The sequence below is a fragment of the Geobacter hydrogenophilus genome, from assembly GCF_018501225.1.
In the GTDB taxonomy this organism is placed as follows: domain Bacteria; phylum Desulfobacterota; class Desulfuromonadia; order Geobacterales; family Geobacteraceae; genus Geobacter; species Geobacter hydrogenophilus.
Genome location: NZ_JAHCZI010000002.1, coordinates 21593 through 39397, shown reverse-complemented (window position 1 = coordinate 39397; position 17805 = coordinate 21593). Strand labels below are relative to the sequence as shown.

Here is a 17805-nt window from a genome sequence, read left to right as displayed (position 1 = left end):
AAGTATCCGCTAAACCCCGGACATTTTCAACGCTGCCTGATAAGTTCGCTCCTGCTCCTCGCACAACTTGCTCCAATCATAGGTGAAGGCACAATCCCGCGCATTAAGTTCCAAAGCTTCGCGCAAATTATTGTCGGCAAGAACAGACATTACCCCTTCCGCAAACGACTCGGGGGTGTCGGCAACAAGTATATTCCTGCCATGCTCCACCGCAAGCCCTTCGCATCCAACCGACGTTGAAACGATAGCCTTTCCCATCCCCATGGCATCCAGTATCTTGAGCCGCGTGCCGCTGCCGATCCTTATCGGCACCACCACCACCCGCGCCTCGTCGACGTAGGTGCGGATATCATCAACGAAGCCGGTCACCCTCACCCGCGGGTCGCCGGCAGCGGCATCGGCAATCTCCCGGGGCGGAGCAGTGCCCACAAAGATAATGGTGGCGTCGGGTTTGCGTTGACGGATCAAGGGACAGATCTCGCGCCAGAAATAAAGGACTGCATCGCGATTAGTGTGGACATCCATGTGTCCCAGCCAGAGCACGGAATTCTCAATGGGAGGCCGCCCCATGGGCTTGAAGAACTCGGTATTCGTCCCGTTGGGCACCACGGAAATCGGTATTGTCACCCCCATATTAACAAGAACGTCACGATCCAACTCGGAAACGGCAATGCACCGGTCAAAACGGTTAACCATTTCCTTTTCAAACCGGCAGAGCCTCCGCCACTGCAGCCTCAGAAAAGCCCGCTTCAGCGGACTCGGATCAGATTCCGCCCAACGCTGAAGTCTGACCGATTCAACATTGTGGTTGACCAAAATCTTTGGCAACTTGGCAAATTCATTCAAATAGACCGAGAGGGGAAGCAAGTCCACATGGACAAGGTCAATCTTGTTGTTCCCAATGATCTCCCTGATTTTCGCCCGCATCGCCGGTGAGTCATACTTGGTCGCCACGAAAGGAAGGTCGGACAGCAGGTTGAGGCCAAGTGAAAAGGCGAGTTTTGCGCGTGACTGATCAACAGGAATCGGAAACGTGTGCACTTCCTTGCAGAAACTCTTGAGATGCTCAATATGCTCCGGCTTCAGCTCATGTTCCGGTTGCTGGATGAAGGTCACCAGGGTAACGTCATGGCGTCGCGCCGCATCCCGCAGTGTGTGATAGGTACGCAGACTGTGGCCGTTGATGAGGGGATAGGGGCTCTTGGTGGAGAGAAACAGGACGTTCATCCCTTAGGACCCCCTGTTAGAATCATCTCCCGGTAGATTTCGAGATAACGCTGTGCCATGATTTCAGCAGAATAGTGCTCTTTCACTCGTTCGTACCCTTTCAGCGCCATGTGGCGGGTATTGTCCGCTTCGTCGTGGCTGCAAATTATGGCTTCAGCAAGGACCGGAGCATCTCCGGAAGGAACGATCCGACCGGTGATTCCATTCTGGATGACGCTGGGAATTGCCCCCACGTTGGTAGCGATGACCGGAGCCTTTGCCGCTTGCGCCTCCAGAAGGGCCATGGGAAGCCCTTCGCTGAGGGATGGAAGGACAAAAAGATCGAAGCGAGGCAAAATCGACGGGACATCATCCCGTTTTCCCGCGAAAACAACCGCTTCCGCAATGCCCTGCTCCCGGGCCATCTGCTCAAGGCGGGTTCTCTCAGGGCCATCTCCCACCAGCACGCACACTGCGTTCGGCATCGATTTACGGACGCTAGTCACTGCCTGCAGCAAATAACAGTGTCCCTTTTCCTCCGTAAGCGCCCCCACAGTGCCGATTACGTAGGAATCTTCGGATACTCCGAGCGATCTGCCGGCATCAATCTTGTCCGGCAGGTTTTCGAAACGATTGAAATCGACCCCGTTGTCTATGACCGACAGAACCCTTCTGCTGATTCCCAATGCTGCAAGCTGGTCGGCGATTCTTGGAGACACGGCAACTACCCGGTTGGCCTTCCTCACCAGCAAGGCATCGAGAAGAGCGTAAACGAGCAGTTTAAAACCGGCCCTCCTGCCGTGATTAGTGACGATCCAGCGCGCACCTGTTAGCGCCGCAGCCCTCCGGGCGTAGTAATTACTCTTGTAGTTGTGGGAGTGGACAATATGTGCGCCCGATTTGCGGAGCACCTCCGCAAGGGTGCCGATAACACCCGCATCGAAACGTCCCCCGCACGGGACGACCACGGTGGTCAGCCCAGCCCTGCGGGCAGCCTCTGCCAGTTCCGTATTCGGATTTCGGCTGTTTTTCAAAGCGGCCACGGTCACATTCATGCCGAGTCGACGGGACTGGGACGCCAGTTCAAGCAGCACCCGCTCGGCCCCCAGAAGGCCGGAGGTGCTTATAAGATGGAGGATATGGAGAGGCTTTTCAGTCACGGGTAACCCGGCCTTCGGCCACCCTCTCCCCAGGGAGAGGGTTTAAATTATCCCCTCGCCCTGAGGGAGAGGGGCAGGGGTGAGGGGACAGAATAAATCAGAAAAAAGAGATGAGAGCAGGAGCCAGGGAATTCATATAGCGCGTCACCACTTCCCGCGTCGCATCCACACTCCCCCGCACCGGAATATGCAACTGCACCTGGGCGCCGCTCGGACGCTTGAACTGCATCTGCTGCTGAAGCATCTCCCACCTGAAAGTTGAATACTTGCCGGACATCCGGTCGCCGGACAGATAAAAGTAGTAAATAACCCGGACCGGCTCGGTATAGCCCAGCACCAGCCTGTTGAGATCGATCTGCTCCTGTTTACCACCGGCGAGCGTCACCGTAATCGGGACAATGCGTTCTTCAAGCACCTTCATGCCGACGCCGGTATTGCACGATTCGGGGTTGTGGAAACCGATCTTGTTGTCGGGATAGTAGACCAGGGAGAGATACACATGCTCACCCTGGGGGCTCGTATAATCGCGGCTCAGGATGTACTCGGTCTCCAGGATGTCCTTAACCCGCTCCTCAACGGTATAGGGGGTTCCCCGCCACTCTCCCACAGTAAAGGGGAAATCCTCGAGCTTAACCGTAACCGGCTTGTTGGCCAGATGGTTGTCAATCAGGACAAATCCCGACGTGGCAAGCAACAGCAGTAATATCGTAATCGCTTTCATTCAGGACGCTCCAGAACCCTCATGATGCCGAAAAGAATGGCCATACTGACAAAGAAAACAGCAAGACCAGAGGTGGTGTGGAACCAGTGTTCCGGAGACGCCCATTCTCCCCCCAACTTGTCGGCCACAAAGATAAGGGTACAGACCCTCAACACATTAGTCGCAATGGCCACCGGCACCGCCAGAAGAAAAATAAGAAGTTTTCTGGTAAAGCTGCCCCGAAGGAGATAGGCGAACAGGGCTCCCATGGCCATCAACGCAATGAGGGAGCGGATGCCACTGCAGGGGTCCCCCACGGAAAGCGTGGCGTTGGTCAGGTGGATCACCGCCCCTTCGCGGACAATGGGCATTCCGGACCGCTCCATGATTGCCGTGCCCATGTTGGCGACCATCATCTTTAGGGGAAAGGAAACAGCAGAGATTACCCGCATCGGCAGCGGGAACATGAAGGCGAGGAACCCCAATGGAAACGCAAGTTGCCTGGTGATCGCGGGGCCGTAGAGATAGAGGCAGAGGCCGATGGCCAGGGTCATGATCGAAAAGCCGGAGGTAAAGAAGGTGTGGGTCCAGACGCTCGCCACGTGGACCAGCAAAGCACCGACGATCAGGGCTAACCCCAGCCGCGAACTCGACCGCGGCAGTTCAGCCAGATCTTTCCGCTTCAGCCAGACCAGATAGCCACAGATGAACGGAATCAAGTAACCGTGAGAGTAGTGGGAATCGGGGTTGTCGTACCGCTCCACGAGCCACAGGAAGGTATCGTGGTAAGCATAGAGGAACAGTCCGAGGGAAACCAACCCCAGGAACATTCCCTTTCTGTCGGGCAGTAGACTGCTTTTCGCGGCTAACTCCATCATAGTACCTCTCGCATACTCAAAAACTTTCACCACGAAATCACGAAATTAGGAAAGCACGAAAGAAACAAATAAAACCCTTATATTTTAAGACTTCATCTGTTTTTATGCCTTTTTTCGTGCTTTCAACCTTTCGTGCTTTCGTGAAAAGTTTTTTGATTCATATCTTTTCCAGGCACAACCGAGCATACAGCTTCTCGTGCGCTTCAACCATGGCCCGCACTGAGAATCGCTCCTCGGCAATCTGTCGTGCTGCCGCCCCCATGGCTGCGGCTCGCGGCGGGTCGTCAAGAAGCGCTCCGATCGCCTCCCCCAAGGCGGTCGAATCGGCAGGGGGCACCACCAGACCGGTCACGCCGTCCTGAACCAGCTCAGGGTTCCCCCCCACCCGTGTCGCCACTACCGGCTTGCAAGCCGCCATGGATTCCATGATGACATTGGAAAGCCCTTCGCTCGTTGAACAGAGCACTGAAACATCAAGGTGCGCCAGGATTGCCGGCACATCGCCCCGCTTCCCCAGAAAATGAATCCGCTCCGCAATCCCAAGATCTCGGGCCTGCCGTTCGCAGGCGGCTCGAAGTGCCCCGTCTCCCACCAACACGAAGAGGACGCCGCTTCTTTCCCGAGCCACCCGAGCTGCCGCCTCGATGAAGTAACGGTGGCCCTTGATCTCAAAGTTGAAATTGGCAACCATTCCCACAAGAGGACCCTCCGTGGGTAACCCAAGGTCGGCCCGCGAACCAGAAGGGGAAACAGCCCCCCCTAACGTACCATCCTCCAGGGCATTGTAGATAACCTCTATCTTCCCGGCGGGAAATCCCTCCCTGGTGACGGTTTCATCTTTCGCTGCCCGGCAGACGGCCACAAGACCATCGCAGGATCGGGAGGATATCCGAAAAATCCGGTCATACACCGGCTTGCGCTTGAACCCCAAGTCCCGCCTCGATGTCATCCAGACCGGAACACCGGCAAGCCGTCGTGCCAGCCACCCCATCACCTCAGCCTTCTCAAAGAAGGTCTGGATAATATCCACCCGCTCTTCACGCGCCAGGCGGGCAATCCGGAGCATCTGCCCAAATCCTGAGGGCGAGTAGAACTTGCCTGTCGGAAAATGGAACACCCGCGCGGGACCAAGTGTCCCGTTCTTAAGAGGAACCGCGCCCCTTGGCGCGAGCTGAACAACCAGGGGTCGGAAACGGGACGGATCGAGGGACGACGCCAGAATGCCGAGCTGTTTCTCCGCCCCCCCCTGCATCGGCGAACCGCATGGCGACAGGAAGGTGTCGATAATGTACATGACCGTAATCGGACGATTACAAGATTTCTGCTGACCGGATGCATCACCCATGGAGATACTGCCGCGCCTCCGCAACATTGCCGCCAACCCTTGCCACAAGCTCCCCCATCGCTCCGAACCTGAAATCACCCAGTAGACGATCCAGCCGCCTGCCTGTCTTGCGCAGGTTCACGTAGTGCCTGAACCGGTAATCGTGCCGGATCGGAATCCGCGGCTGTTCCGGGTCAAGCTCCCAAGGGTGGAGATAGAACACCAGCGCCCTCCCCTCGCCATTGATCCGTTGCGCCAGATAGCGGAAAAACGGATAGGGGAAGAGGCGAAAATATCCCCCTCCGGCGGCGGGAATGTTCTTGCCGCCGAACCTTACCGTAGACAGGGGCACCTCCACCAGCCCGTTGCCGAAGCGGAACGGAGAAAGAGAAGAACCGCTGAAGCCGTACCGGTCGTGAAACGAGGTAGGGAATACGCTGGAATCATAGGTGAACCCCTCGTCAACCAGCACGTCGAGAGCCCAGGGCGTTTCCGGGTTGATGGAAAACGAAGGCGCCCGGTACCCCCGGACAACCGTTCCCGCAAGCCCCTCCAGAATATCCTTCGATCGCCGAAGATCCCGGCGGAACTCCTCAGGAGTCTGGGTGTAGACCAGTTCATGCCCATAGCCGTGGCTGGCGATCTCATGCCCCGCATCGGCAATTTCCCGTACAAGGTCGGGGCACCGCTCCGCAACCCATCCGAGAATGAAGAATGTTGCCCGGGTCTGATGGCGCCGCAACAAATCCAAAATTTTGCGGGTATTGTTCACCACCCGCAGGTCGCACGTATTCCAGCTCTCGGCGGCAATGGCCCCCTTCAGGTTTTCCACCTGGAACCAGTCCTCTATGTCGAAACTAAGAGCGTTTAGCATTCAAATTCTTTGACCACGAAAACACGAAATTGAGAAAGCACGAAAATAAACCCAAAACCTCTAAACCAAGTTGTCCCTCTCCCTGAGGGAGAGGGACAGGGTGAGGGGGAAGTGGTTGATCCTTCATTCTCCTACCCCCTCATCCGGCCTTCGGCCACCTTCTCCCTGGGGGAGAAGGGCTAGGCTAATCAGCCTGTTTTTATGCCGTTTTTCGTGCTTTCAACCTTTCGTGCTTTCGTGAGAGGTTTTTTAAATAAACTCCGCAATCTTCCCCAGAAGCTCTGCCGCAAGCTCGATCTCTTCAGGCGTGTTGTAGATATAAAACGACATCCTAGCCGTAGGCCCGATACCAAGCCGATCGTGGAGGGGCTGAGCACAGTGGAAACCCGAGCGGATCATGATGTTCTCCCTCAGGTTCAGCACCTTGGCCACGCCGTGACACCCCATCCCCTTGACGTTGAAGGTGATGACCGAAAGCCGGTCCGTCGGATCGAGGCTACCGTAAAGCTCCACATTGTCGATGGCTTTCATTCTCTCCAGGGCCAACGCCATCAGGGCCTTGTCGTGGGCCAGCACATTCTCCATCCCGATGTCGCTCAGATAATCGATGGCGCTGGCCAGGGCAATGGCACCCTCGATGTTCGGTGTCCCGGCCTCGTAGCAGGTGGGGGGTTCCTCCGGGACATAACTCCCCAGATGGGCCTCCTTGATGGTGCTCCCCCCCATAAGATAGGGCTCCATCCGCTCGTAGAGCTCTTCCCGCACGTAGAGGACACCGATACCCGAGGGCGCCAGCATCTTGTGTCCGCTGAAAACCAGGAAATCGCACCCCATCGCCTTGACGTCGATCTCCATGTGTGGCGCCGACTGGGCCGCGTCCACCAGCGTAAGCGCCCCGTTTTTCCGCGCCTCGGCTATAACCGCTTCCACCGGATTGATCAGTCCGAGCACATTGGAGACATGGGTCACAGCGACCAGAAGCGTCGGTTTCTGCAATTTTCCCTTCAGGTCCTCCACATCGATCCGCCCATGGGCGTCGATGTCCACATAGTCCACGTCCCGTGAACGCCCCCACGGAAGGAGGTTCGAATGGTGCTCGGTAACGGTGGACAGAATCTGCCCCTCACCCTTGAGGCAGGTGCTCACCAGGTTTATCGCCTCGGTCGTATTCCTGACGAACACGATCTCCCGCTCGTCGGCATTGATGAAACGGGCCACGGTCCGACGTGCTTCCTCATAGAGCTCCGACGACTCCTGGGACAGGGTATGGACCCCGCGATGGATGTTGGCGCAGTGATTCGCGTAGTAGTTGGAAAGCGTATCGATCACCTGCCGAGGCTTCTGGGTAGTTGCGGCGCTGTCGAAATAGACAATCGGCTTCCCATTGATGCGCCTCTCAAAGATGGGGAAATCTCCCCGGATTTTCTGGATGTCCATCAAAAATCTCCTCATCTTTCCCCTCACCCCTGCCCCTCTCCCCCAGGGCGAGGGTAAAAATCAAACCCTCTCCCCATGGGGGAGGGTGGCCAAAGGCCGGGTGAGGGGTAACGTTGCAGCCATGAGCAATTACAGCTTGTCGTGCCCCTTTGCCTTGATAAACCTGAACTTACCGCCGTCCTCGGCCTTGATGGTCTTCACCGCGTAAGCCTTGATATTGGCCTCCGGGTCGAAGAACTCCCGGAAATCCCTGGCAATCCCCTCCCGGTCAATCTCCTCACCTTCGACCGGAACGCACAGCAGCTCGTACCGGCCGGAGGATTTCTCCGTCAACTGGAAGTTGTCGATCTCTTTCCGGGCATGGAAAAAGTCGAACACCTCGTCACTGGTGAAAAACTTCCCCTGGGAGTTGACCAGGGTGTCCTGCACCCTCCCCTCCACCTCAAGGCGGATCCCTCTCCTGCCGCATCCGTGGTCATCCTCGAAGTACCGCCCCACATCCCCGATCTCGTACCTGATCCACGGCATGGCCACGTTTTCCAAATCGGTCACGTAGAACTTGCCCAGTTCCCCCGGTGCCGCGGCCCGGTCACCGTGACGGACCTCCACATGGTAGAGATCCATGAAGAGATGGACCCCTTCGTGCTTGGGGCAATCGCAGGCCATAAAGCCCAACTCGCTGCAGCCGTAAGTGTCGTACACCTCGCAGCCAAACGCCGTGGCGATGATCTGCTTCATATAGGGGGTAAGCGAACCACCGAACGGCTTAATGACTCCGACCCGGGGAGCGGGAACACCCTTGTCGAGGATGTATTTGGCAAACGTATAGAGGTAGAGAGGAAGCCCCTCCAGCAGGTGTGGCTGATAGCTCCGGATGGAATCCAGATAGGAAACGATATCGCTTTCGGGGATATTGGTCCCCTCAGGACCGAAGGAAGGGAGGGTCACCCGCTTGTACAGGTCGTGACGCATGCTGTAGAGCCCCTCGTACACATGCCTCCCCGCACCGCCGAAATCGCCCCCCTTCACAAGCTCAACAAGCTTCTTCGTAGAGAGTTTCTCCCCCTTGGGCCCGTCATTGATCCCGCAGATTGTCGTGCACATGTGAGGAGGAATCTCCATCCATTTCATCCCCATCCTGTGGTTGCCGGCAAGCCTGTGTGCCCTGATTCCCGCGGCCCAGTTGAGGGTTGACTTGCGGAAATCGTGGATACCCATGATCTTGCGCGTCGTGCCCGAACTGGCAACGTACTTCCAGCGGCTGCGGTCCATCCCCTCGGCCGTGATTCCCTCGGGGAAGTTGGCCATAATGTCATCCTTGGTGGTCGGCGGAATCCGCTCGATATCCTCAAGGGACTTGATATCTTCAGGATGCAGCCCGATCGACTCGAACCGCTGTCGGTAAAAAGGGACGTTCTCGTAGGCATGGCGGACAATGGCCCGAAGCTTGGTCAACTGCATCTGGCGCAGTTGCTCAAGACTCAGCCTCTCCGATTTCATCATTGCCTTGTACTCGTCCCATATTTTGAGGTCGGTGAACCGCGACGCGGCCGGCATGACGAGCCTGTTCATGATCAGCGGGTATACCTGCATGGTTTATCTCCTTCTTAAATTCTCCCTCACCCGGCCTTCGGCCACCCTCTCCCTCAAGGAGAGGGTTTGATTTCTCCCCTCGCCCCAGGGGAGAGGGGCAGGGGTGAGGGGAAAAGAGCCTCATACACTGCTGCAAGAACAGTGTCCGTATTGCTTATTACATCATTGTTCCAGAAGCGAAGAACTCTGATACCAGCCGCCTCAAGTGCTCTAGTGCGCTCGTCATCATAAGCACGTTGCTCCTCTGCGGCATGACCACCGCCATCCAATTCGATGGCCAGCAGCGAATCATGACAATAAAAATCCAATATGAATCCGCCAACAGGATGTTGACGACGAAACTTTACCCCGCAGAAACGGCGCCCACGCAGGATACCCCAAAGCAAACTTTCCGCATCCGTCTGATTGGCCCTCAATACCCGTGCTTTGTCAAGAATAGTGGATGGAACGGCCACTGGCGTTTCCTTCCCCCTCACCCCTGCCCCTCTCTCACAAGGAGAGGGGTAAAATCAAACCCTCTCCTGAGGGGAGAGGGTGGCCGAAGGCCGGGTGAGGGGTAATACGAGCTTTACTTCCGCACCGTCTCCCACGTAACCATCTTCTGCCCCGCAAGGGTCTTGAAAAACGCAATCAGCGACGCCGTATTCACGATGCAGAAATAGAGCGGCACTGCGGCTGGCTTAAACTTCTTACCCACCCGGTCGGCGCCGAAACCAATCAACGCCAGCAGATAAAACGCCGCCTGAAGCGCGAAGGTCATAACATAAAACTGCTTGTCGAGCAGAAACGCATTAGCCACCAGCAACCCGATCAGGAAGAACGGAATAAGCCAGCGGAGCACTTTGTGGGATAAGAGCTGAAAGGCGACGAAGGGGAAGCGGAAGGGATTCAGAAGCCCCCGGGCATAGAGGATTCCCCGCATGGCCCGGGTGATGACCCGAATCCGCATCCGGAACTCCTCGTGGGACTTTTCGGTAGTCTCCTCGTAGGCAACCGCCTCTTGCTCGAAGACCACCCGATACCCGCGCTGGATCACCATGAGGGGTTCCACCAGGTCGCTGATGATGTCGCCTGGGAGCGGCACATAGGCAGCCTTGCGCACCGAGTAGATGCAGCCGCAGCACCCCGAGATGGTCCTTATCCGCGTCTGCATGCTCTTGATGAAGTTCTCGTACTTCCAGAAGAGAATCGAGCCGGTTCCCACCGGCGCGCCTGTTGGGTTCACGTACTCGTAGCGGCCGCTCACTGCCCCCACCTCAGGGTCGTTGTAGTTGCGGACCAGCTTGCGGATAGCGTCTTTCTCATAGACCGTCGTGGCATCTGAGAAGATAATCACATCGCCGGTGGCCGCCTTCACCGCCTCGTTCTGAGTGGTCGTTTTCCCTACCCTACCCTCAACCCGCTTCAGAACCACCCCCTGGCCGCGAAACTCACCCACTATATCGTCGGTGCGGTCAGTGGAACCGTCGGAGGCAACCATCACCTCCAACTGCTCCCGGGGATAGTCGAGGGCCAGCACCTCAGTCAGCTTCTTGCGGATGTTTTTCTCCTCGTTGTAGGCAGTGATCAGAAAGGTCACCCGAGGCGTTATGTCGCGCCGGTCCAACGGCCTTTTCACAAAAAGACCGATGAGAGGAATCAGCAATGCATAGCCGAAATAGGTGTAAATAATAACAGCTATCAGTATCCAGAAAAGATATTCCATCAAGGCGACTCCGCCGGTTGAACATCCAGCAAATCATCAGTGACATATTTTTGGTTAAGACTTGCAACCAATCCCATGAAAATCCAGAATATCGCCATTAGATTATAGTAAAGAGACTCGTCGCCGCTTATGCTTCCGGCTAAATGGGCCACAATGCACAGCAAAAATCCCAATCCAATTCCTTGACAGAATTTCTCTGTCGACTTCTTGAATAATCGGTAAGCCTGCCTGATCAGTACCAGCATGAACAAGATAAAGATACTCATTCCAAGCATTCCCTGTTCGGCGAGTATTTTCATGTACATGCTGTGAGTAATCATTCCTTCGCGATGCCTGAAAGTATCAAAGCCGATACCTATAATGGGCTGTTCATAGAAATATTCTTTTGCCTTGTCCCACAACTCTTTTCTTCCAACCGTATCAAGCGAAACGCCACCTATATCAACTTCACTCGACTGGGCAACAGATGCAGAAACATCTCCCTTATTCAAAAATGTCATGTCGATACGTTCAACGACGGAATTCGGCAGAAGTATCCTGTAACCGATGATAACCACGAACAGAGCGAAGAACACCCTTCTGTCCTTGAGGATGCCAAGCGCGATGAATCCTGCCACCGTGCTTATATACGCCGCCCTCGAATAGGAAAAAAGAATCGGATAAAAATTGCACGCAATGACGAACAGGACTGCGTATTTCAGCTTCTTTTCCTCTAGATAATAGAAAATACCGATGAGCAGGAAGGTGTACATGGCGAAGAAAGCGCCAACTTCATTGGGGCCGAGGAAGCTGAAAGGCCCGGATATCCTGATGGAATGGGAATAGTGCTCGGCGCGTATCCATCTGAAGGTACTGTAAAAGTTAAAGTCCATCCCTATCAGGGATATGACTATGCAGATGATCATGGAACGCACCTGTTTGAAATCATCCACATTGTTGACGGTAACGAAGTAAAGGACCGGGAGGATCATGTAATTCTTCCAGGCCATAAGTCTTACCAAATTTATGTCGTCCGACATCCCCATGTAGGTGTAACCACGGATAAGATTTATCAGGCTACCCAGGATGACCAGCATGACAACCGTATTCTCAGGCGCCTTAGTGAAAAAGGGTTTCGACTCCCGTGAAGAGTTAGAGAACCAACCGATGATCATCGCCAGCAGAAAACCGTCCACAACATTGTTACCGCCAGGCAACTCCGTTATTTTCTTCATAACAGCAATAACGGGAACAAACGTGAGAAAGAAATAGAGTCCGATCTCAACCCGGGCCGCCGTCGCAAACATGAGCGGAAACGACATCAGATACACAAGAAATGGCAGAACCTTTGTCAGCATTGGCAGTTATCTCTTGAGAACATTGCTCTTGGGGAAAACCACTTTTCCCCCCGTGTACATTGGGAAACCGAATCTGGTCATTGCCTTGTAGCCGCCATTCACAACACTCACCTTTTTATATCCTTTTTGAATCAACGTAAGCGCTACACTAGCGCTTGTGCTCTCGCCAGCTCAATCGCAATAGACGATAATTTCCTGGCCCAGAGGCACAGGTTCTGCCATCTGTCTGATCTTGTTCAGATCATCCTCCCCATCTCCCGGAAGGCTCACCGCGCCAAGAACATGGTACTTGGCATAAGTCCTCTCGTTCATGGAATCGACAAGAATGACATCACCTTTCATGAACTTCGAGTAGGCCTGAGCAGCTGATATCCTTGGCACGTCATCTATCTTCGAGATATCGGCTATTGCTAGTGCACTGCACATCAGAACCAGAAGAAATGTGACCCCCAAGCCCCTTCTCATACCGAACTCCTTTCTACTGACGTTTATCCGTCAGATTCGAACGCAACCGGCTTTTCATCACTTCCGGCCACCCTTGCGGCAAATCTATCTGATACAGATCATATTGACCATCTTTGAATGAATTCCCCCACCCGCTTCCAAACCAGATCTTGGTCCCCTTTTTATTGATCTTGGCAAAGGGATCATCAGCATAACTCTTCCTCACGGTGTGGGTGTGGGCAACCCGCCAGACTCTCGGCTCCGGCGCTTTCCGCCTTGTCAGTTCGATCATGCTTATGGAATGGTCGTACCATTTCGAGGGCCGCGCCGGCGCAGTGGGCTCATAAATGGAAACGACCGCCCAACCGGGAACATCATGGGAATTTCCAGAAATATGATAGGCCGCCTTGCCGGCCGGTGACAGCCAAGTGAACTCCCCGTTCTCCAAATCAATCATCTTGTACCAGACACCAAGGTCCTTGGTCCCGCTGTAGCGTTCACCGCCGCAAACAACAACTTCCCTTCCCTCATCACTAAACGCCATGTCAGCGTGATTACTACAGCCCAAATCACGGTACGAAGAAAAGTCTCTCTGATAGACCCTGTGTGTATCGCCTATCCAGACGTATCTGCCTGAAGGACTCATGGAGATGAATCCCGCTTCGCGCCACGCGGGCTGTTTGTTCGTTAGGGTAGAGATAATCTTCCCCTTGTCCTTCCCGTGATAATCCTTGTCGTAGACAACGTACGCAGCATTATACCAGGGATCGCGTTTCTGTTTGATGCGCTCCGGGTCCTTGCACCTGATTAAGAATGCCCAATAACGCCTGTCATCGGAGGCATCCCCCTCTTCCAGTGTCGTGGCTGCCACGACCGGTTCGTCGGGAAAATCCTTCTTGAAATCGTGCAGCATCACAGATTTGTTATCAGTTACACTGTATTTGAAAAACTGAGTTCCCTTGTAATAGTAAAGAATATCCGGGTCGGCGTTGTCCCAGCGGGCATCGATGGGCATGCCCCACCCTATCAGCGACGCCGGAATTTCGCGTATTTTATTGTACGGCGGACGGGCATTCCAAATCTGCCAGCAACTGCCGGAAAATGACTGGACAATGAGCATGGAGCCGTCCGCATTCTCTATGTCGTGCTTGGGATAACCGGGCTGGGCGTAGTGGTTATGGCGGCCCGGTACATCAACCGGTGCGTCGGTAATTCTGGTGATCCTCGAATGAAAGACTGGGTCCACATACACCTGGCCCTTTGGAGGGCGGCCAGATGCAGGAATCTCGTAAAAGTTGAAATCATCCACAACAAAACTGGATTCCTGTGAATGGGCCTTTGTCCGCTGAACGGGGAGGCCGACAGATGGCAACAGCAATGACAGAAACAATGCCCCCACAACGCCGGAGATTACGGCAGGGGCCGTGCGACGCACATTTCTTTCACAGGACTGTGTTGAACGTGACAGGAAGAAGTACCTCGCCACCTCGCACGCGAAAACATGCATCGGAGGAGGCGGAATGACGCGCCTGAGCGAAAAGAGATCATCGCCCCCCGAAACCGGTCCCGCATCAGTCGTTACCACTGTTTGGAAACCGATGGTGCGGCAGTAATCGCGCAGGTCTTCCGTAAAGTCTTCACGCTTGCCGTTGGGGATAGCGAAGTGCTTTACCTTCGCACCCAATTTTTCTTCAATCCGCTCCCGGGATTCCCTGATTTCTTTCTGCGCCTCGTGCTGGGGTAGAACCGGCAGGAAGGGGTGAGTCAACGTATGGGCGGCAAACGTGATTCCATTGGCTGCCATTTCCTTCACCTCATTCCATGTCATCATGGTGCGCTCGCGTCGGGCCAGATCCACCGCCGTCACCCCCAGGCTGTGGGTCAGGCAGTCAACGATGTGTCGCCGCTCATGATTGTTGCGGGGAAGCATGGCACGGTACAACTCCTTCAGGGCATCGCGCTTCCCTTCGACCGTAGAGATATCCACCAGCCTTTCACCAAATACCTCCGGGAGAGTAAACCGGTTCTCCCTCGCATGGGTCAGGACAAATTCCATATCGTCGAGCCAAAGCCCGTTGTTGGTGTCCATCAACCCAGCGGTGAGGTAGACAAGAGCCGCCACGCCATGCTTTTTGAGCACCGGATAGGCAAGCGTGTAGTTGTCCCTGTAGCCGTCATCGATGGTTATCGCCACAACTGGGGCGGCAAACGGATTGCCTTTGGCTACGCTATCAGCAACAGCATCCATGGTTGCGACAGAATACATGCGCTTCAAGTGCCCGACCTGCTTCTCGAACTCCCGAACGTGCAGAGACGGAAGGAGATGATCAGAGCTTCCATCGTCGAAACGGTGAAAGAAGAGAATGAGCCCTCTGTGATTCCTTGATACCAAGCGCATGAGCATGATCAACGCATGCAATGCGCCGGAATAGTAAACTATGAAATAAAGCAAGTTCTTAAAGTATTGCTTTATGTTCATAGCGTTATTTTCTTTTGGAACAAGATTTTTTTAAAATAGTTACGGACCTCTTCCTCAAGAATCAAGGCAATGCCGGCATATAAAGCAATGCCGGTCAGGACCTGTACCAGTAAACTCATAGCGGCGTTTTCAAGGCGAATATTCACCACCACAAAGAACATGAACAGGGATGCCATGAAATAGAAGATAACAGGCTTCATCTCCACCTTGAAACTGAACTCCCTGAAGGCGTAGTAGGTTATTATGATTGCGTACAGGACATACGAAACGAGCGTGGCCTGGGCAGCCCCGACGATGCCGTTGACCCGAATGAGAACAAGGTTGAGGATCACGTTGACAACACAGGTAAACAACATCACCCTGTTGACGATATACGTCTTCTTGCTGATGAAAAGCCCGCTATTGAGAATGATGGTGCAGGCATACACTGCCTGGCCGATTATCACATACACCAGAACACCATAGGCATCCTGGTACTTGCTCGACGCGAGTACGGTAATGATCTGCTTCCCCGTTGCAGTGACGCCGAAAACCACCGGGATCATCACCAACAGGAAATATTTGAACATTTTCGTAAAGAACTGCCTGGCCGCTTCCGTTCCATCATTGACGAGAATCGACATGTACACGGGGGTCATCGCGTAATTGATCGGATAGATGATAGCTTCCGCGATGTGGGTCGCCAGATTGTATCCGGCCGTATAGATCCCTAGGGGCGCCGGTCCAAGGAAATATTGAATCAGATATCGATCAACATAATTGAGCACCAGGTGACCGAACTCCGCCCAGACCAGAGGAACCCCGTAACAGACCGATGCCTTGAGGAGAGTCGCTGAGAATTTCCCTGTGCTCACCTCATACCTTCTGAACGTCAGATAGAACAGCGCCGCCATTATCGCAACGCTCACCAAAAGCTGACCAATAAAGAACCCCTGGAGCCCCTTCACAAGATAGAACGTGAAGAGAACACCAAGGCCGAGAGAACCGTAACGCTTGATGATGGTCAGGAGATTGTAAAGCTTTGTTCGCTGTTCGGCCCTGAGGAAACTGGTCAACACATCGGAAATGCTCCCCGTCACCAGTAATAGTGTCACAATGACGATAAGGCCCAACTCCAGCGATGCGGGCCTGACGATGGCCCCAAGAGCCACAACGGGAACCGCTGTAATGACAGAAATCCCCACAATTCCGAAAACCATGGTACTCGCCAAGTTGTCGAGGGTACCGGCAACCTTATGTTCTCCATAAAAACGGACTATCGAATTGGGGATTCCGAACTTGGCAATGGCGATCAGGATGAACAGCGTCGTGAGGATAAGACTGAGTTGGCCATAGTCGCTGACGCTGAAAATCCTGGTCAGGATCGGGAACGAAATGAAACCTGCAGCCATGAGCGCGACTTGGCCGACAAAATAATGGGATGATTGTTTGAAAAGCGTCTTCAGACTGGACAATATCGTGTTCCTTCAGTGCTGCATCAAATCGGCGAATTCGGTCAGAACCCGTTCGATCATGGCCGGCTCAAGATCCTGATGGACAGGGAGACCGAACAGGTGCTTTTTCAGGTAAACCGCATCGGGATACTCATCCCACGGCACGGCGGGATGAAACCTATCCCACCAGGGATACGTCGTTATGCCCCGCTCTTTCATCCTGGCATGCACAATCTCGCGTTTCCCTTCCTCTTCGAAAATAAGCGGGAAAAAGAGTGGGCAGACGCCTTCGGGTAGTTCGGTAAAGGGAAGCGTTATGCCTGCGGGACGTTCAGCCAAAAACCAGGCAAGATATTTGCCAAAATTATCTCTCCTCGTTTTCTTTACCCTGCTCATATCCGTGCCGGCAATGATGCGCTCGGATGCCTTCGATGTTCCCCAAGGGATCAAGTCTTCCCTGAAATCATACGAATCAGGGCGTGCAAGAGAAAGACCTCTGGAATTGCTTATCTTCCTTGCGGCAGCGATAAATCTCTTGGCAATGTTCATCCCTTGGTAAAAAGCACCATAAGCTCCCGACTCAAGAGCAACATTAAGGCCTCCCCTTGGAAGGGTCTTCTGTCTTAAGAGGTCGGCAACGTAAAATGCGCTTGAAAAACGGCTAGGCTCAAGTTGTTGGTGCGCCCACCTGAAATTATTGTTGTTAACGACCAGAACTCCGCCGTTTGGAACTGGAAGTGTCTTGAGAACACTGAAAACCGCTATGTCACCATAGGTGCCGAGATCTGCCCCATTATGGGAACCCAACAAGGCGTGTGCGCAATCTTCAATGAGAAATACACCGTGGTCATTACAAATCGCCTTAATCTGTTCCGTGTCCTGGGGAAAACCGAGATAATGAGTCACAAGGAGTGCCGCGATGTTCCCCTTTATTTTCTCGCGCAGATCGGGGAGAGAAACCTTCAACTCTTTGTCTATCTGGTAAAATTCCGTCCTTAAACCGAAGTAGTGAAACGGCTCAATCTCTATTCCGCAGTTGTACGCGGGAAGAAGTACTGTATCTCCGCGCCGAAGCCCAAGAGCCCTGATACCGTCGGCAAGTGCATAGCGAGAACTGAAATAAAAAAAACTGCGTTGGCAAGAAAATGGATAATGCTGTTGTTTTGGATGCTGTGGCTTCCTTAGATATTCAATTATATGTGCGGTCGGCCTCCCACCGATTCTTGGTTCCATTG

At 54.1% G+C, this 17805-nt stretch carries 15 protein-coding genes; all 15 read right to left on the bottom strand.

The annotated features are described in order from the left end of the window. Positions 1 to 9: 9 nt before the first annotated feature. The gene (locus tag KI811_RS03750) at positions 10 to 1227 is read right to left on the bottom strand and encodes a glycosyltransferase family 4 protein (protein ID WP_214185163.1); all 1218 of its coding nucleotides are present in this window, start codon (positions 1225 to 1227) and stop codon (positions 10 to 12) included. Then, entirely contained in the window at positions 1224 to 2366 is a 1143-nt protein-coding gene (locus KI811_RS03745; RefSeq protein ID WP_214185162.1) for a glycosyltransferase, read from the bottom strand. Before KI811_RS03745 ends, KI811_RS03750 begins: the two co-directional genes overlap by 4 nt. Before the next feature lie 97 nt (positions 2367 to 2463). Further along, complete coding sequence (locus tag KI811_RS03740) at positions 2464 to 3087, bottom strand: exosortase C-terminal domain/associated protein EpsI (protein WP_214185161.1); 624 nt, start codon at positions 3085 to 3087, stop codon at positions 2464 to 2466. Further along, positions 3084 to 3944: an exosortase gene (gene xrt, locus KI811_RS03735; protein WP_246551337.1), complete on the bottom strand. Its 861-nt coding sequence runs from the start codon at positions 3942 to 3944 to the stop codon at positions 3084 to 3086. Before xrt ends, KI811_RS03740 begins: the two co-directional genes overlap by 4 nt. A 157-nt stretch (positions 3945 to 4101) precedes the next feature. Continuing rightward, positions 4102 to 5238 (bottom strand): glycosyltransferase, encoded by a 1137-nt coding sequence (locus tag KI811_RS03730; RefSeq protein ID WP_214185160.1) that lies wholly within the window; start codon positions 5236 to 5238, stop codon positions 4102 to 4104. Between the two features lie 43 nt (positions 5239 to 5281). Beyond that, on the bottom strand, positions 5282 to 6142 hold the full coding sequence (locus KI811_RS03725) for an XrtA system polysaccharide deacetylase (protein WP_214185159.1): 861 nt from the start codon (positions 6140 to 6142) through the stop codon (positions 5282 to 5284). A 249-nt stretch (positions 6143 to 6391) separates the two neighbouring features. Next, on the bottom strand, positions 6392 to 7579 hold the full coding sequence (locus KI811_RS03720; RefSeq protein ID WP_214185158.1) for an aminotransferase class V-fold PLP-dependent enzyme: 1188 nt from the start codon (positions 7577 to 7579) through the stop codon (positions 6392 to 6394). Positions 7580 to 7708: 129 nt separating this feature from the next. Beyond that, positions 7709 to 9172: a phenylacetate--CoA ligase family protein gene (locus tag KI811_RS03715; protein ID WP_214185157.1), complete on the bottom strand. Its 1464-nt coding sequence runs from the start codon at positions 9170 to 9172 to the stop codon at positions 7709 to 7711. Between the two features lie 53 nt (positions 9173 to 9225). Beyond that, the gene (locus KI811_RS03710; protein WP_214185156.1) at positions 9226 to 9627 is read right to left on the bottom strand and encodes an endonuclease domain-containing protein; all 402 of its coding nucleotides are present in this window, start codon (positions 9625 to 9627) and stop codon (positions 9226 to 9228) included. A 113-nt stretch (positions 9628 to 9740) separates the two neighbouring features. Beyond that, positions 9741 to 10877: a glycosyltransferase family 2 protein gene (locus tag KI811_RS03705; RefSeq protein WP_246551335.1), complete on the bottom strand. Its 1137-nt coding sequence runs from the start codon at positions 10875 to 10877 to the stop codon at positions 9741 to 9743. Then, complete coding sequence (locus KI811_RS03700) at positions 10877 to 12214, bottom strand: O-antigen ligase family protein (RefSeq protein ID WP_214185154.1); 1338 nt, start codon at positions 12212 to 12214, stop codon at positions 10877 to 10879. Before KI811_RS03700 ends, KI811_RS03705 begins: the two co-directional genes overlap by 1 nt. A 171-nt stretch (positions 12215 to 12385) precedes the next feature. Further along, a complete protein-coding gene (locus tag KI811_RS03695; protein WP_214185153.1) occupies positions 12386 to 12679 on the bottom strand; it encodes a rhodanese-like domain-containing protein in 294 nt (97 codons plus the stop codon). A gap of 13 nt (positions 12680 to 12692) precedes the next feature. After that, positions 12693 to 15137, bottom strand: a complete 2445-nt coding sequence (locus KI811_RS03690; protein ID WP_214185152.1) for a polysaccharide deacetylase family protein — start codon at positions 15135 to 15137, stop codon at positions 12693 to 12695. Next, entirely contained in the window at positions 15134 to 16591 is a 1458-nt protein-coding gene (locus tag KI811_RS03685) for a flippase (RefSeq protein WP_214185151.1), read from the bottom strand. The genes KI811_RS03690 and KI811_RS03685 overlap by 4 nt, the downstream gene beginning before the upstream one ends. 12 nt (positions 16592 to 16603) lie before the next feature. Further along, positions 16604 to 17803, bottom strand: a complete 1200-nt coding sequence (locus tag KI811_RS03680) for a DegT/DnrJ/EryC1/StrS family aminotransferase (RefSeq protein ID WP_214185150.1) — start codon at positions 17801 to 17803, stop codon at positions 16604 to 16606. Positions 17804 to 17805: the final 2 nt, after the last annotated feature.

What these genes read in the sequence shown, in the direction of transcription:
- KI811_RS03750 (WP_214185163.1), bottom strand. Translation starts at nt 1,227, where the DNA reads ATGAACGTCCTGTTTCTCTCCACCAAGAGCCCCTATCCCCTCATCAAC.
- KI811_RS03740 (WP_214185161.1), bottom strand. Translation starts at nt 3,087, where the DNA reads ATGAAAGCGATTACGATATTACTGCTGTTGCTTGCCACGTCGGGATTT.
- xrt (WP_246551337.1), bottom strand. Translation starts at nt 3,944, where the DNA reads ATGATGGAGTTAGCCGCGAAAAGCAGTCTACTGCCCGACAGAAAGGGA.
- KI811_RS03730 (WP_214185160.1), bottom strand. Translation starts at nt 5,238, where the DNA reads ATGTACATTATCGACACCTTCCTGTCGCCATGCGGTTCGCCGATGCAG.
- KI811_RS03725 (WP_214185159.1), bottom strand. Translation starts at nt 6,142, where the DNA reads ATGCTAAACGCTCTTAGTTTCGACATAGAGGACTGGTTCCAGGTGGAA.
- KI811_RS03720 (WP_214185158.1), bottom strand. Translation starts at nt 7,579, where the DNA reads ATGGACATCCAGAAAATCCGGGGAGATTTCCCCATCTTTGAGAGGCGC.
- KI811_RS03715 (WP_214185157.1), bottom strand. Translation starts at nt 9,172, where the DNA reads ATGCAGGTATACCCGCTGATCATGAACAGGCTCGTCATGCCGGCCGCG.
- KI811_RS03705 (WP_246551335.1), bottom strand. Translation starts at nt 10,877, where the DNA reads ATGGAATATCTTTTCTGGATACTGATAGCTGTTATTATTTACACCTAT.
- KI811_RS03700 (WP_214185154.1), bottom strand. Translation starts at nt 12,214, where the DNA reads ATGCTGACAAAGGTTCTGCCATTTCTTGTGTATCTGATGTCGTTTCCG.
- KI811_RS03695 (WP_214185153.1), bottom strand. Translation starts at nt 12,679, where the DNA reads ATGAGAAGGGGCTTGGGGGTCACATTTCTTCTGGTTCTGATGTGCAGT.
- KI811_RS03690 (WP_214185152.1), bottom strand. Translation starts at nt 15,137, where the DNA reads ATGAACATAAAGCAATACTTTAAGAACTTGCTTTATTTCATAGTTTAC.
- KI811_RS03680 (WP_214185150.1), bottom strand. Translation starts at nt 17,803, where the DNA reads ATGGAACCAAGAATCGGTGGGAGGCCGACCGCACATATAATTGAATAT.